Source organism: Paraburkholderia acidipaludis NBRC 101816, assembly GCF_000684975.1.
Lineage (GTDB): Bacteria > Pseudomonadota > Gammaproteobacteria > Burkholderiales > Burkholderiaceae > Paraburkholderia > Paraburkholderia acidipaludis.
Map to the genome: position 1 here is coordinate 1 of NZ_BAXZ01000029.1, position 15890 is coordinate 15890.

Consider the following 15890-nt stretch of genomic DNA (forward strand, 5'->3'; position numbering starts at 1 on the left):
TGGCAGACCGAAGCGCGAAGCGAATACAAGAAACCCCCAAACCAGCTAACCCTTAACGAGCCCGAACAACGACTTCATCCAGCACGCGCCCCACCGCCTCCACATAACGCGTCTTACCGAACCGTTCACGCGCCACAGCAAGCCCCTTTACCGTCAACCGCGCGCACAGCGCCCTATCGTCATGCAGCGTGGCCAGCGTCGCGGCCAGTTCCATCGCATGGCCTGGCGTGCAAAGCAGACCGCTTACCCCATGCTCCAGGATCTCGGTCACACCGCCATCGCGCGAAGCCACCACGGGCCGCTCGGCAAGCATACCCTCCACCACCACGCGCCCGAACGGCTCGGGTGTAATCGACGTATGAACGATCACGTCCATCGCCCGCATGCAGGCCGCGATGTCGTGACGAAAGCCCAGGAAGTGAACGCGCTCGGCAAGCCCATGCGCCTCGACAAACGCCCGCAGTTCCGCGGCATAAGCGTCTTCGCCGAAAAGCGGCGCACCCACCAGCACCGCGTGCAGCCGCGTATCGTGCAGCAGCGCTTCGAGCAGCACGTGCTGCCCCTTCCAGTGCGCGAGGCGGCTGAACGCCCCCACGAGGAACGCGTCGGCCGGCAAGCCGATCTGCGCGCGCAGCTGTTGTTGCGACACGCCTTTCAACGCCCGGAACGGTGCTTCGTCCACGCCGTTGTGCACGATATCGATCCGGCCCGAGTCGAAACTCGTGAGCCGCTCGAATTCGCGCGCCGACGCATGCGAATTCGCAATCACATGCGCGAGGCCCAGTTTCGCGCAGCCCTTGATGACGAGCCGCTGCACGCGGCCGAAGTGCTCCGCGCTCACGATGTCGCGCAGATGCCAGACCACGGGCTTGCGCGCCAGCCGGCCCGCCAGCACGCCGATCACCATGGCGCGCTGCGTATTGGCGTAGAGCACGTCGGCATCGCGCGCGCGGCGGCGCGTCGCGCCCACGAGCCCGGCGATGCCCGCCAGCACGCCCAAGCGCGGCGCCGTGCCGCCATCGCGGCGCACGTGGCGCAGCGCGCCCGAATCGAGCACGTCCACGCGCGCCCCCGCGGCAGCCAGCGCCTCGCGAAACGGCCCGTCGTTGAAGAGCAGCACCTCGATGCGCGAGCGCAGGCCTTTCACGACCTCGAGCAGCGAAAGTTCCGCGCCGCCCAGCACGCCGCTCTGGTCGATGGCGAGCACGCGCGGCGCTCCGGGCCTGTCGTCATCCCCTTCGCCATCGCCGGCGTGCTGCGCGGGCGCGCTGGCCGATGCTCCCGGGGCGCGGGCGCCGTCGCGGCGCGCGATTTCCGGCACGCTCTGCGCCACGCGCGCGAACAACTCCTCGCGAAACCGCGCCGCCGAAAAGCGCTCGGCGTTCGCGCGGCAGTCCTCGGGGCGTATGCGGCCCGGCTCGCGCTCGAAGGCATCCACGGCCGCCACGATCGCCTCGGCGCTTTGCTCGTCGAAGAAAAGGCCCGTGGGCCGCGCGCCTTCCAGCACGGTCTCGAGCGCACCGCCCTTGCCATAGGCGATGACGGGCGTGCCGCATGCCTGCGCCTCGACGACGGAAATGCCGAAGTCCTCTTCCGCCGCGAACACGAAGGCTTTCGCGCGCCGCATGCGATCGTGCAGCACTGCGAACGGTTGATAGCCCATGACCTCGACGTTCGGCGTGGCCCTGGCGCGCACCTTGTGCATGTCGGGACCGTCGCCGATCACGACGAGCTTGCGTTCCGGCGTGCGCGCGAACGCCTCGACGATCAGGTCGATTTTCTTGTACGGCACGAGCCGCGACGCGGTCAGATAGAAGTCGTCCTTCCCGGTCTGCAGCGCGAAGCCTTCGATATCGACAGGCGGATACACCACGGCCGCCTCGCGCTGATACACCTTGTGGATGCGCCGTGCGATGAACTGCGAGTTCGCGACGAACTGGTCCACCGAGTTCGCCGTGCGCACGTCCCAGTTGCGGATGTAGTGCAGGATGAGCCGCGCCAGCATCGACTTCGGGCCGCGCGTGAGATGCGACTCCTGCAGATACTGGTGCTGCAGATCCCAGGCATAACGAATCGGCGAATGCACGTAGCTCAAGTGGAACTGGTCGGGTCCGGTCAGCACGCCCTTGGCCACCGCGTGACTGCTCGAGATCACCACGTCGTAGGCCGAAACGTCGAGCTGCTCGATGGCGAGCGGCATGAACGGCAGCCACGCGCGGTACTTCTTGCGCGCAAGGGGCAGCCGCTGGATGAACGAGGTCGTCACGGGCTTGCCGTGCAGGAACGCACGCTCCTTCTCGTCGACGAAATCGACGACGGCGAACAGGTCCGCCTCGGGAAAGCAGGCGATGATCTGCTCTAGCACGCGTTCGGCGCCCGCATAGGTGACGAGCCAGTCGTGCACGATCGCCACGCGCGGCGCGCGCGCGGCAGGCGTGCCAAGAGGGGCAGTACGCGTCGCGACGCTCTGCGCCGCAACACGTTCGCGCCGCAGGACGGGCACGGCGGCACTTTCGGACGGCACCGCTTCGTCGATCAGTTCGTGACTCATGCGCTTTTCCGTGAATTCAGGCGAAAGAGAAGGGAACGGGCGTAGCCGCGCAGCATCGGCGTGGTCGCCACCGACCAGACGACGTTCGCGATCGCCAGCACGACGCCCGCGCCCACCGCGAACGCCGCGCCCGGCAGCCACCATGCGCAGGCCAGCGCGGCGGCGAGGAAGCTCAGGTGTGCGAACATGTCCACGAGAATCAGGCGGGCGTGGATGCGCGAGAGGTACAGCAGAACCAGGTAGTCGAACAGCGCGCGCGCGAGCACGGCCGCCGCCGTGCCCGGCAGCCCGAAGCGCGAGATCGCGAACCACAGCAGCCCGGCGAAGAGCGGCAGCTCAATGAGGCCCACGCGAGCGGTTGCGGCCGGATTGTTCTGCGCCTGGATCAGCACGCGCGTGACGCTTGCCTGGCCGACCAGCCACACGGCGACGATCAGCACGCGCCCCACGGGTGCGCCGTGAGCGGCCAGATCGGGGCCCACCCAGGCGCCCATGAACGGCGCGAGCACGACAATGGCGCCAATGGCTACGGGTGTGAACACAGCATTGAGAAACTGCAGCGACTGCGAGGCGATTTCGTCGGCATGCTCGCGGTGCAGCGCCGAAAGGCGCGGAAAGAGCGTGCGCACGAGCGCATTGGGCACGAGGTTCAAGCGCGTGACGAGGTTTTGCGGCACCGTGTAGTAGGTCACGAAACGGGCGCCGAGGCCCGCGCCCAGCGTCATGCGGTCGAGCGAATCGGCCACCATCGTCGTGATGCTCGCAATCAGCATCCAGCCGCCGAAGTTGAAGAGCGCCTTCGAGGTGTCGAGGCGCGGGCCGCGCAACGTGCGGATGGACAGCACGCGCAGCGCCGAATGTCCGAGCAGCACCGCGGCGAGCAGGCGCGCCAGCACGGCGGCGGCCAGCACGGTCTGCAGATTGGGCGCGATGGCCCAGGCCGCGCCGAGCGGCAGCAACTGGAACAAGAACGTGCCGATGGTCTGGTTCGTGTTGTAGATGCCGAAACGTTCGGCGCCGTTGATCGCGCCCGCGAACACCCACGAGACATTGGCGAGCGGAATCGCCACGGCGAGCCACGGCAGCGCGAGATAGACCTCGTGGCGCAGGGCCGGGGTGACGTGCGTGAAGTACGCCGTATAGAGCGCGCCGCCCGTATAGATCAGCAGGCCGCCGATCACGCCGGTCGTGAAGTTGAGCCAGAAGGCGCTCCAGAAGACGCGCTCGCAGGCCTCGGCGTCGCCGGAAGCATGCGCCTTCGAAATGTGGTTCTGCGCCGCCATGCTCATGCCCAGGTCGAGCACGCTGAAATAGCCGATCAGCGTCCAGACGAGCGCGATCACGCCATAGCGCTCGACGCCGAGCAGGCGGATGTACGAGGGCACCGTGACGAGCGACACGAAGGTGGGCAGCACGAGGCCGAACAGATTGATCGCGATGTTGCGCAGGATTCGTTTGTCCATGACGTTCCAGTAGCGGGGTTTCAGCCGGCCGGGGTGGCCTTCATGCGGGCTTCATTCAGCCTTCATGCAGGCTTCCAGCGGTACATGAGCACCTTGCCGCGCGCGTCCTCCTCCACGAAGATCAGGTACTCGCCGTCGGGCTGCCGGTGCGCGCTGATGCCGAACGGCACGTCCACCCAGCCCGAAGCGTTGCCCACTTCGGGCCCCGGGCCGAAGGTGCCGATCTCCTTCGCGCTGTCCTTGTCGTACACGTGCACGTTGCCCGCGGGCTCCACCACGAAGAGGTAGCGCCCCTCGACCGTGAGGCCGGCAGGCGTGACGGGCGGCTTCGCCTTCGGGTCCCACGGCAGGCGCAGCAGATAGCGCTGGTCGGGATGCCCGCTCGACCAGTGGTCGTAGCGCACGAGCACCCGGCCCGCCTCTTTCCAGAAGCCCGGGTCGTGCGGCGAATCGGCCGTATAGCCGGTCACATAGAGCGAATCCGTTTCGGGTTCGTAGATCGCGCGATGCACTTCCGTAAACGGCGCGGGTATGTCGTACTTGTCGAGCTTGTCGTAGCCATAGATCGGGTTGCCCTTCGCGTCCAGGCCGCCAAAACGGAAGCGCCAGATGCCCTTGTCGTCGCGCGCGCGCCAGATGTCGCCGCGCGTGTCGATCCACCAGCCCCAGCCGCCGCCCAGCTTCTCGCGGCCCGGGTTGCGTGTGAACTCGTCCTGATCGAACGCACCGTTGCCGTTGGCGTCGCGCCAGATCCAGTCGCCGCCGGGCGGCGCGTTCGGCACGTGCAGCACGGGGCGCTCGCGGCCGGCGATAAAGCCCGAGGGAATCGCAGTCTCGCCTTCATGTTGCGGATCGAAGCGATAGATCTTCAGGTGATCCGCGTACATGTCCGTGAGGTAGAGGAACGTGTGACCGTCCAGCTCGCGCGCGGTGGGCAGGCCCGGCCACTGGTCCGTGTGAAAAACCGGGTCGTCGGGATAGCGGAAGCGATTGTTCAGGAATCCAACATACTTCCAGTCTTGTCCCGGCGGCTTCGAGAGATCCAGTTCGAAGCGCTTGTTGCCCGTGTAGACGCTATTGGGGCGCGACGGGTCCATCCATGCGCCGTCCACGAACAGGAGGCCCTCGAGATTCCAGTTGCGCTTGCCGTCCGGCGTATAGCTCTCCAGCGTCGCGCCGAGTCCCGCGCCGATGCTGTCGTGGCGCGGCCCGATGCCGTTCGTCGAAACATAGATGTTGCCGTGCGCATCCGCGGCCACGCCGGTCAGACCGTTGAAGCGGCCAGGGCCGGGCCGTCCCGCCACGCCCGAGAAGATGCCGCCGCGCTCGCCAAGCGCGCCGCCCGGCGCATAGGTATCGCCATTGCGCGTGTAGATCAGCACCTGCTGGCGCGGCCCGTTGTCGGCAATCAGGATGCGCTGCGCGGAATCGACTGCGATATCGACCGCAACCGAATCGGCGGGCAGCGCGAGTGCCGCTTCGGCGATCAGCTTGCCCTGCGCCGAGTAGTGCGCGACGCGCGGCGCACGGTCGCTCAGCGTGCCGGTGAGCACCCAGAGCGAGCCGTCGCCCGCAATCGCGATGCGGCCCGGCTCGTGCACGCTCCATTGCGACTGACGCTGCATCGTATTGGCGTCGTACACCTCGATGCAGTCCATCGCCGTGTTGCTCACATAGAGTGTCGAGTCGGTCGCGGCAAGGCCGCCTACGTCGGCATGCGTGCCGCTCGTGACGTCGTTGATGCGCAGGAACGCGCCGGCAAGCTGCGCGTGCAGATTGAGCGGGTCCGGCGACGCCTGGAATGCGGCCGCGCGCCTGGGCTCGTCGAGCGGCCGCCGCGTAATGCCGATCCACTGGTGCCCCTTCGGCGGCCAGATGCCGTTGCCGACCAGGTGTCCCTTCTCGTTGCCGACACCTACGGCGGCATATAGATAGCGTTGATTGACGGCCACGGCGTTGCCGCCGCTGCCGCCCCAGCCGTGCGTGCCGCCCGCGAAGCCCAGCGCCTTGCCGTCCTGATACGCGCTGATTTCGGCACCGCTCTCATCCCACGGCGCATTCGTGAAGACCTTGCCGTCGGGCGTGACTGCAATCGCCGTGATATTGATTTGCACCCACGTGCCCTGGCCATTGCCGTACGTATTGCCGATCCACGACGTGGTCACATTCAGTTGCGGCGCAGCCACCGTCTGGACCGATGACGTACAGACGAACGCGCACAGGGCGGCTAGCGCCAGCGGCCTGCGCATGCGGCGACCGGAACTCGATGAGGGCAAGAGCAATCCTCCGTTGGGGTTTACGGCAATCTGTCCGGATCATGCCGTACATCCCGCGAGAAAAATCACCCTGCAAAAAGCGAAAATAATTCAAAAAAATTCAATGCTTTTTGAGCACTGCGTCAATATTTCCGCATCGCTCAGGGTACGACGATTTCGGTCAGAAGTGCCTGCCTTACCGCAATCCACGTCGTTTTTTCCGCTTTCTTTCCCCGCATGCGTAGCCATATCGCATTTCCCCTTATTTTTCTTTCGATATGGCGCCGCATATTCCTCTATCGATCATTGTCATATTCCATTCAATGCACCCATATATTTCGCCGTTTTTGCGCATTTAATTCTTTTTAGAATGAGCCGGACATTCTGCGCCTCAATTCACCGGATACCCGATGACCGTAACGACCCCGGCAAGTCCCACGTCTCATTCCCATCGCATCGTCCCGCTGGACGGCCTGCGCGCGATTGCCGTGATGGCCGTGTTCGCGCAGCACGCACTGCATGCGCCGCTATGGATGGGCGTCGACCTGTTCTTCGTGCTGAGCGGCTTCCTCATTACCGGCATCCTGCTCGAACGCAAAGCGCGCGGGCAGTCGTATTTCAGCTATTTCTACGCGCGCCGCGCGCGGCGCATCCTGCCGCCGTACATCCTGCTGCTGGTCGTGTCCTCGCTCTTGTTCGGCTTCGGCTGGGCGCACTACTGGCCGTGGTACGCATTCTTCGCGACCAATATCGGCGACGCGCTGGGCCAGAGCGGGCACGACAGCCTCAACATCCTCTGGTCGCTTGCCGTGGAGGAGCAGTTCTATATCTTCTGGCCTTTCGTCGTGCTGCTGTTGCCCGAGCGCATGCTGGCCTTCGTCGCCGCCGCGCTGATCGTGCTCGTGCCGGTGCTGCGCGCCGTCGCCACGCCGTGGTTCGCCACCTACTGGCCGATCTATTACCTCACGCCGTTTCGCATGGATCTGCTCGCCGCCGGCGCTCTGCTCGCCGTGCTCGTGCGGCGCGATCGCAACGCACTCGAACCGTTCAAGGCGCCCGCGGTGGTTTTCTTCTGCGCGGCGCTCGCCACGCTGGCGTGGCTGCATCTGCACTACCCGCGCTTTCGCGCCACCAACACGCCGCTTTCGAATGCGCTGCTCTATAGCATTTCGCTCGTGCTATGCACCTCGCTCGTCATCATCGCCCTGCAGGCAAAGGGCTTCGTGCGACGCCTGCTGAGCCATCCCGTGCTCGTGTATATCGGCACCATCAGCTACACGATCTACCTCATCCACCTCACGTTCCTCTACGCGGTGTGGCCGCTCGGCCACGGGCGCTATGCGAGCGCCGCGCTGGCGCTCGCCCTGACGCTCGCCTACGCGAGCGCGAGCTGGTTCCTCTTCGAACGGCGCCTCACGCGCGGCCCCCGCGCGCGGCATGGCACGGCGCCGAATGCCGTCTCCACGGCGCGCGCGGCACCGGCTCCCCGCACGCAGGCATGAATGCGGCCCTGAACGCAGCGCTGAATTCGAACCCTCCCGACTTCTCGTCATTGACTACAAGGCAGATTCCATGAACGAACAACGCAAAGCCATCATCACCGGCGTATCCGGCCAGGACGGGGCCTATCTCACCCGGCTCCTGCTCGACAAGGGCTATCACGTGACCGGCACCTACCGGCGCACGAGCTCCGTGAACTTCTGGCGCATGAACGAGCTTGGCGTTCTCGACCACCCCGCGCTCGAACTCGTCGAGCACGATCTGACCGACGCGGGCTCCACCCTGCGTCTCGTCGAGCGCGCCCGCGCCCAGGAGGTCTACAACCTCGCGGCGCAGAGCTTCGTCGGCGTCTCGTTCGACCAGCCCGTCACGACGGCCGAAGTCACCGGCATCGGCGCGCTGAACCTGCTCGAAGCGATTCGCGTCGTGAATCCGCGCATCCGCTTCTATCAGGCTTCGACCTCCGAAATGTTCGGCAAGGTGCGCGCCGTGCCGCAGTGCGAGGACACGCCGTTCTATCCCCGTAGCCCCTACGGCATCGCGAAGCTGTTCGCCCACTGGTCCGCAGTCAACTATCGCGAGTCGTACGACATCTTCGCCACGAGCGGCATTCTGTTCAATCACGAGTCGCCGCTGCGCGGCCGCGAGTTCGTGACGCGCAAGATCACCGACGCCGTCGCGAAGATCAAGCTCGGCAAGCAACCCGTGCTCGAACTCGGCAATATCGATGCAAAACGCGACTGGGGTTATGCCTCCGAATACGTGGAGGGCATGTGGCGCATGCTTCAGGCCGACCGCCCCGACACCTACGTGCTTGCCACGGGCCGCACCGAAACCGTGCGGGACTTCGTCACGATGGCCTTCGCCGCGGCGGGTATCCAGCTCGAATGGTCGGGCCGCGACGAACGCGAAACCGGCGTCGACATCTCGAACGGGCGCACGCTCGTGCGCGTGAACCCGCGCTTCTACCGCCCCGCCGAGGTAGACCTGCTGATCGGCGATGCGGGCAAGGCGCGCGACGAACTGGGCTGGCAAGCCCAGACCACGCTGGAGCAGCTCTGCCAGATGATGGTGGCCGCCGACCTCGCACGCAACGAGCGCCATGACACGTTCTGATGCGCCGCGCGCGCTGATCACCGGCATGGGCGGCTTCACGGGCCGCTACATGGCCGAGCGGCTCGTGGCCGGCGGCTATCGCGTGTGGGGCACGGTACGCAGCCAGGAGCCCGTGCCGCGCGAGACGATCCCCATTGCCGCCGACCTGCTCGACGAGCAAGCGCTCGCCGACGCCGTGGAAACGGTGCAGCCCGATGTCGTGCTGCACCTCGCCGCCGTGTCCCACGTGGCCAATGGCGACATTGCCCGCACCTATGCCGTGAACGTGGTGGGCACGCGCAATCTGCTCGAGGCGCTGGCCCGTCAGCCCCATGCGCCGCGCGCCGTTCTCATCGCCAGCAGTGCGAACGTTTATGGCAACGCGACGCAAGGCGTCATCGACGAAAGCGTGACGCCGCAGCCCGCCAACGACTATGCCGTGAGCAAGCTTGCGATGGAGTACGTGGCGAAGCGATGGAACGCGCAGTTGCCGCTCGTGATCGCGCGCCCGTTCAACTACACGGGCGTGGGCCAGAGCCCCGACTTCCTGCTGCCGAAGATCGTCTCGCACTATGCACACCGCAAACGCTCGATCTCGCTCGGCAACATCGACGTGAGCCGCGAATTCTCCGACGTTCGCGACGTGGTCGACGCCTACGCACGGCTCATCGAAGCCGTGCCACGCGGCGAAACTTTCAATGTCTGCTCGGGCACCGGCTGGACACTGCAGGCCGTGCTGGACACGCTCGCCAAAATCGCCGGCTATACCATCGACGTCACGCTCGATCCGCGCTTCGTCCGCGCCAACGAAGTGCGGCAGCTCGTGGGCTCGCACGCGAAACTCGACGCCGCGATTGGCCCAATGACGCGCGTAAGGCTCGAAGACACGCTGCGCTGGATGTACGAAGACGCCCGCCGCGCTGCCTGATGCCTGCGCGGCGAAGACGCCGTTGCTTCAATGCGCGCCGTTCGTTGTGCCAATTGCCTCCGCATACACCGCGGCCACGCGTTTCGCAATCACCGTATTATCGAAGTGATTGCGCGCGTAGTCGCGGCACGTCTGCGCGTCGGGCAGTTTGATACGCCCCGTTAGCGCAGCGTCAACGCCGTCGGCAATCGCGCCCGCGCCCGTGGCCGGCAGCACGAGATCCTGCGAGAGCCCCGCCACCGCTTCCGGCAGTCCGCCCACCGGCGTCACGAGCACCGGCGTACCGGCCGCGAGCGACTCCACCGTGATGAGGCCGAAGCCCTCCAGCGCCACCGTGGGCACGACGGAAAGCGTCGCCGCGCGGTACAGCGACGGCAGGTGCGCATCGGGCACGAAGCCGAGCAGCTTCACGTTGCCGGCGAGGCCCGCGTCGTCGATGCGCTGCTGCAGCTCCGCTTCAAGTCGTCCACGCCCGGCGATCAGCAGCAGCACGTCCGGATGGCGCGCACGGATCCGCGCGATCGCGTCGATCAGATCTTCGAGGCCCATGCGGCGCACGAGCCGCCGCACGGCCAGCACGATCGGCCTCCCCTGCGGCAGCTGCAGCTTCAGGCGTGCTTCCGCCTGCGTACAGGGCGGATCGAACTGCGATGTATCCACGCAGCCCGGCACCACGCGCACACGCTCGGGGGAAATCGCATAGCGCTTCGTGAGGATGTCGCCGAATGCGCGCGACAGCACGATGAGCCGCGAAGAGCGCTCGTACACCGACTGCTCCAGATAGTGCTTGATGCGCTGGCTCAGCGACGCCGCGCCTTCCACGAAGCTTTCGTCAGCCCATGGCCCCTGGAAATGCGAGACCTGCGGAATGCCGCGCGTCACGTCGAGCCCGGGGAACGTATAGAGGGCGAAATGCGAAGAAATCACGTCGGGCCGATGTCGGCTGATCTCGCGGCGCAGCGCGTGGCGCGCGGCCATGAGGCGCAGCGGCAGCGCGCGCGCGGCGGAACCGAAGCCGTTGATCGCCCCGCCGCTATCTTGCGCGACCTTGGGCGAGCCGGCCACGACGCCGCGCACATGAACACCCGCGCCGGGCAGCGCGCCCACGAGCGAGTAGTACATGCGGTCGAGCCCGCCCGCACGTTCGGGAAACCAGTGCATGCCGATCTGCAGCGAATGGATGGAATGAGTCGTCATCGCGTGTGTCCTCGTTCTATTCGTGTCTCAAAGGGTTTCGGCGCGCGGCAGTACGGCGGGCGTCAGCACGCGCCCCTCGCAGGCGCCCGTTGCTTCGGTCGCGTCGCCGGCCAGTTGCCGATAAAGCGCAATGTATTGCGCGGCCATGCGCGCCCAGCCGAACGACGTTGCAAGCTGTGCAGCGGCTTCGCCCATCGCGAGGCGCCGCCGCGTATCGTCGGCAAGCTGCTGAACCGCGCGGGCGAGCGCCGCCGCGTCGTCGGGGTCGTCGAGCACGATGCCGCAGTCCGGCGTGATGATTTCGGCGCCGCCCGCCGTGCGGGCGGTGACGACCGGCAGGCCGGCCGCCATCGCCTCCAGCAGCGAAAGGCTCATCGCTTCGTAGCGCGAAGGAAAGACATAGGCATCCACGGAGCGCATCAGTATCGGCATCTCGCGCACGAGGCCGAGAAAATGCACGCGCGACTCGATGCCCAGCGACTGCGCGAGCGCAGGATAGGGACTGCCAGGCAAATAGCCGGCCACGGCCAGATGCACGCGCTCGGGCAGCGCCTTCAGCGCATGCAGCACGGTGCCCAGATTCTTGCGCGGGGTGCGCAGGTCGCCCACGAAGAGCAGCAAAAACGCGTCGGCCGGCAACTCGAACTTCGCGCGGTTGGCGCTTGCCGACGAGAAGGCCTGCGTATCGACGCCGTTGTAGATCACGTCGAGACGCTCCACGGGCTCGCCGCCGCAGGCGCTGATCTCGTCGGCCACCTTGCGCGAAACGGCGGCGATCACGCGCGAACGCCGGTACGCCCAGCGTTCGAGCATGGCGTTCGCGCGCGTATAGACGAACTGATACGCCGACCAGACGCCGCCCGTGAGCGCGAACGGGTAATACTTGCTGCGCGCCCAGCCGCCGTGCACGAAGTGCGCGGTGTTGACGTCCGCATGAGCCCACGTGATGAAGCCGTTCACGTGCAGCACGTCGTACTCGTGACGGTGACGGCGCAGCCATAGCGCGCTCTTCGCCGCAAACACCTGCTGGCGCAGCAGATTGGTGGGCCACGCGCGCGAGGGCTGCACCTGCACCCACTTCACGCGCGGATGCGCGAGCAGCTCCGGCGCGACGTGCGACGCCACGAGCGTCACCTCGAAGCCCTCTTCGAGCGCGGCGCGCGCGATCTCGTGATTGACGCGCCCCTGGCCGTCGTTATGGCGCACGACGTGCGTGACGATTGCAACTCTCAATCGGTGATCTCCTTGATGCGGGCCTGGTGGCGCGTGAGCTTGCGCCAGTGGCCCGCGGCGAGCAGGGAAAAGACGCTGGAAAACAGCAGCAGACCGCCGGTGCCGACCAGCGAGTTCGTGAACACGAGCATGGCGAAGATCGAGATTGCAAGGCTCAGGCACGCCGTGGCATAGCGGTCCTCGGGCATGCGCAGCGCCTCGCGCACGGCGCGCACGATGAGCCACAGCACGCCCGAGAGGTACAGCAGCGTGCCGGGCCAGCCGAGCACGAACGGAATGTTCATCACCCCGCTGTCGAAGCTGCCGTACTTGCCGAGCTGGCCGTTGTTGCTCGACAGCTTCGTCGAGGCGCCCGTGGCGCCCAAACCTTCGCCGGTGACGTCGGTGAACGCGGTCTTCGCGAAGTCGGCGTAGAACTGGTTGCGCGCCTGGTAGCTCTGGTCGTTGCTGAGATTGCTGAGCGTGTTCAGGCGCTGCTGCATGCGGTCCGCAACGGGCCCGACGGTGAGCAGCGGCACGCAGGCAGCCACGAGCACGAGCGCGCTCACGATGATGCGAATGCGCACGCGATTGCTGGACTTCATCAGTTGGATCAGCATGGCGATCGCCCAGCCGCCCCAGGTGGAGCGCACGAGCGAGAGCGCGAACGCGAAGAAGCCGAACGCCGCCGCGATCCAGCGCACGCGGTGCTTCGCCGCCATCACGAACACCATCGCGCCCATCATCGCGAACGCGAACGGTCCCGACGAATTCATCGTGCTGAACACGCGCACGCCGAACGGCACGGGATCGCCCTGCGAGTCCATGTCCGAGCCCATCATCCACATGGCGTCCCACGGCGGCATCACGACGAACTGCACGATGCCGTAGGCGCCCATCACGAGCATCCCGTAGATGAAGGTGTTGACGATGGTGTCGCGGCACTCGGGGTAGCGGCGCGTGAGTACCATGATGTGAAAGCCGATCAGGAGCGGATAGATCCAGTTCGCGAGGTCGTACGCGGCAGCGGCCGGGCCGTTCGCCGCGAGGCCGATCACGAACGCATAGCCGATGCCGGCGAGCGCCAGCAGCAGCGGCAGGCCGCGGCGCTGCGCGAGCAACGGGTAGTAGCGCACGAGCGAGATGCCGCTGATCATCGTGACCGCGAGCGGCGCGACCTGAATCAGGCTCGTGGGCGTGAAGGCGCCCTTGCCGAAGTCGGCAAGGCGCCGCACCTCGGGACTCAGGAACCATAGCCACCACATGAAGCCGATATAGCGCACCGGATTCACGAAATAGAGCCAAAAACCGACCATGATGGCGAGCACGGGGAACGCGAGCGTGAGCACCGTGCCCTGGTGCGCCGCCACGAGCAGCGCCGTGAAGACCCACAGCGCCGCCGGCGGCAGCGTATCGCGGCCCAGCACGCGGCGCAGGCCCGATGGCTGCCGGCCTTGCGCGGGCGGGGCCGGCGTGGGGGGCGACGGGTGGCCCGGCAGCGGGCCGGATGCGGCGTAAGGCGTGCGCATCGTCAAAGACCCCGCGTCAGCCCGCGCACCGCAGGCGCCGCGTCCGCCGCCGCGCTGCGCGCCTGTTGCGCCTCACGTTCCAGCAACATCTCGCGCGTGAGCTGCACATGCTGAAACGCGTAGTGCTGCGTGGTCAGGTCGCGCTCGCGCAACTGCTCGCCGGCCGCGCGCGCCAGGGCTTCGGCGCGCTCCGGATTCGCGGCGAGCGCGCTCACGGCCTCGCGCAGCTGCTGCGCATCGAACGGCGCGACCCACGAAACAGCCTTCTCGTCGAAGTAGTCGTCGAGCGCGCCAACCTTCGTCGCGACCATCGGCTTGCCGAGCGCGGCGGCTTCGAGCATCACCGTGATGCCGGAGGCGTGCGTATTGGGCCGTAGCGGCACGACGATCAGGTCGGCCCAGTCGTAGAGCGCGCGCTGCTGCTGGATGCCGGAAACCCGTGCGATTTCGACGTTCGATGCGCGCGCCGACGACGGAATGCGCCGCCGCGTGGCGATCCGCACCTCGAAGCGCGCGTCGTTGCCGAGCGCCTCGACGAGCGTGGCCCAGTCGCGGTCCCGGTCGTTGCCGATGGCGGCCACGCGCAACGGCGCGTGCGGCTGCCATTGCGCAGGCGGGCATAACGGAAAATCGTTCGTGTTCAGGCCGTAGAGCACGCGGCGCGCATTGCGCCCGAAATAGCGGCCGCACAGCGCGGCGTTTTCGCTTGCGAGCGTCGTGAGCATGTCGGCGCGTCCGAGCAGCCGGCGATAGAGCGCGCGGCGCAGCGCACCGTAGCCGCCCCAGCGATCGAGCAGCCAGACGCTTTGCGCGAGCAGGAGCGGCCGGTCGCCGCCCTTGCGCGCCTGCATCAGGAGCAGCAGCGCCACGGCCAGATGCTCCTGCTCCGTGTGCGTCCAGATCACGTCCGACTGCAGGATCGCGCGCCGATTGCGCCACGTATGGATGAAGTCGAAGCCGAGCGCCGCCTTCAGCGCGCGGCGCAGAAAGCGCATGGGCGCGCGCTCGTTCGCATCCCGCGAATAATCAAGCGCGAACTCCGGCGATTCGGCGAAATGGTAGCCATACAGGCAGCCGATGTTCTCGCCCTGGCGATAGCGGCGCGGATCCGCTCCGTGGAAGAGATGGACGTGGACTTGCGTACTGCTCATTCGGGGTCCTCCGTAGTATTGCTTCGGCCTGCTTTCGATCTGCTTTTACGCCGCCCCTTTGGGCCGCCCCTCAGGCGAGCGCGCGGCGAGCCTCGCGTGCGCCGCCGCGCACCGCGCGCCAGCGCGCGAGCGCCGCGCCCGCCTGCTGTCCGCGCAGCGCACCCACGGCGGCATGCAGCACGCCGGGGTAGACGCGCGTGCCGACGAGCGCGTACCACCACCACGCCGTCTCGCGCCGCAGCGGCGAAAGGTGGGCGCGCAGTATCAGGTGCAGGTTGAATGCCGCGTTGCGCAGGGAAGCGAGCGTCTGCGCATTGCGCGGATCCTCGCCGGGGCGCGGCGCCGGATAATGGTCCACAGCCACGCGCGGGTCGTAGACGAGTTTCCAGCCGGCGTGCTTCACGCCCATGCTGAACGCCATGTCGTTATGGGTCTGCGCGCCCGAGCCGCGCAGGCGGCGGTCGAACCGCAGGCCGGCGATGGCGGCGCGCCGGTAGCTCATGTTGGCGCCCTTGAGCAGATCGACTTCGCGCGCCGCGCCCACGCCCAGGTGATGATTGCCGACGATGCGGCCCGTGCGCTGCAGCTTGCCGACGAGTTCGCGCTCGCCGTCGAGCACGCGGCCGTTTTCGTGCACCCAGTCGCGCCCGCCCAGCGCGCCCAGCTGCGCGTCGGCCTCGAACCACGCGGCGATGCGTTCGACCCAGTCCACGCGCGGCGCGGCGTCGTCGTCGGTGATGGCGATCACGTCGCCCGTCGCGGCTTCCAGACCGCGGTTGAGCGCCGCCACCTGGCCCGGCTCGTCGACGATCGCCACGTCCACGTTCAGCACGCGCGGCGTCACATGTTCGGCGAGGCACGCATGGGTCGCATCGTCGTCGGCGCGCGCCACCACGACGATCTGTTCGGGGGTACGCGCCTGGCGCAACAGTGCCGAGAGGCAGCGCGCGAGGTCGTCGGGGCGCCGGTAGGTGGGCACGAGCACGGTCACTTTCATCGCACGATTTCT

General features: G+C 67.0%; 11 protein-coding genes. 3 read left to right on the forward strand and 8 right to left on the reverse strand.

Annotation, left to right across the window (positions count from 1 at the left end):
* Positions 1 to 52: 52 nt before the first annotated feature.
* From BAC01S_RS26375 to BAC01S_RS26385, 3 genes are all read right to left on the reverse strand, one after another.
* Positions 53 to 2551, reverse strand: coding sequence for a glycosyltransferase family 4 protein (locus tag BAC01S_RS26375; RefSeq protein WP_027797464.1), 2499 nt, complete (start codon positions 2549 to 2551; stop codon positions 53 to 55).
* Positions 2548 to 4014 (reverse strand): flippase, encoded by a 1467-nt coding sequence (locus BAC01S_RS26380; RefSeq protein ID WP_027797465.1) that lies wholly within the window; start codon positions 4012 to 4014, stop codon positions 2548 to 2550. Before BAC01S_RS26380 ends, BAC01S_RS26375 begins: the two co-directional genes overlap by 4 nt.
* 62 nt (positions 4015 to 4076) lie before the next feature.
* The gene (locus BAC01S_RS26385; protein ID WP_027797466.1) at positions 4077 to 6263 is read right to left on the reverse strand and encodes an NHL repeat-containing protein; all 2187 of its coding nucleotides are present in this window, start codon (positions 6261 to 6263) and stop codon (positions 4077 to 4079) included.
* A gap of 416 nt (positions 6264 to 6679) precedes the next feature.
* Between BAC01S_RS26385 and BAC01S_RS26390 the strand changes: the two genes are divergently transcribed.
* The 3 genes from BAC01S_RS26390 to BAC01S_RS26400 all read left to right on the forward strand — a co-directional run bounded on the left by BAC01S_RS26390 (position 6680) and on the right by BAC01S_RS26400 (position 9792).
* Positions 6680 to 7771, forward strand: coding sequence for an acyltransferase family protein (locus BAC01S_RS26390; RefSeq protein WP_027797467.1), 1092 nt, complete (start codon positions 6680 to 6682; stop codon positions 7769 to 7771).
* Positions 7772 to 7841: 70 nt separating this feature from the next.
* Positions 7842 to 8885: a GDP-mannose 4,6-dehydratase gene (gmd, locus tag BAC01S_RS26395; protein ID WP_027797468.1), complete on the forward strand. Its 1044-nt coding sequence runs from the start codon at positions 7842 to 7844 to the stop codon at positions 8883 to 8885.
* The gene (locus BAC01S_RS26400; RefSeq protein ID WP_027797469.1) at positions 8872 to 9792 is read left to right on the forward strand and encodes an NAD-dependent epimerase/dehydratase family protein; all 921 of its coding nucleotides are present in this window, start codon (positions 8872 to 8874) and stop codon (positions 9790 to 9792) included. The genes gmd and BAC01S_RS26400 overlap by 14 nt, the downstream gene beginning before the upstream one ends.
* Before the next feature lie 27 nt (positions 9793 to 9819).
* Here the strand turns inward: BAC01S_RS26400 and BAC01S_RS26405 are convergent, their stop codons facing one another.
* The 5 genes from BAC01S_RS26405 to BAC01S_RS26425 all read right to left on the reverse strand — a co-directional run bounded on the left by BAC01S_RS26405 (position 9820) and on the right by BAC01S_RS26425 (position 15878).
* Positions 9820 to 10989 (reverse strand): glycosyltransferase family 4 protein, encoded by a 1170-nt coding sequence (locus BAC01S_RS26405; RefSeq protein ID WP_027797470.1) that lies wholly within the window; start codon positions 10987 to 10989, stop codon positions 9820 to 9822.
* A 27-nt stretch (positions 10990 to 11016) separates the two neighbouring features.
* Complete coding sequence (locus tag BAC01S_RS32655; RefSeq protein WP_084168882.1) at positions 11017 to 12222, reverse strand: glycosyltransferase family 4 protein; 1206 nt, start codon at positions 12220 to 12222, stop codon at positions 11017 to 11019.
* Complete coding sequence (locus tag BAC01S_RS26415) at positions 12219 to 13730, reverse strand: glucose-6-phosphate isomerase (protein ID WP_027797471.1); 1512 nt, start codon at positions 13728 to 13730, stop codon at positions 12219 to 12221. Before BAC01S_RS26415 ends, BAC01S_RS32655 begins: the two co-directional genes overlap by 4 nt.
* A 2-nt stretch (positions 13731 to 13732) precedes the next feature.
* Positions 13733 to 14881, reverse strand: a complete 1149-nt coding sequence (locus BAC01S_RS26420; protein WP_027797472.1) for a glycosyltransferase — start codon at positions 14879 to 14881, stop codon at positions 13733 to 13735.
* A 70-nt stretch (positions 14882 to 14951) separates the two neighbouring features.
* Entirely contained in the window at positions 14952 to 15878 is a 927-nt protein-coding gene (locus BAC01S_RS26425) for a glycosyltransferase family 2 protein (protein WP_027797473.1), read from the reverse strand.
* Positions 15879 to 15890 lie beyond the last annotated feature (12 nt).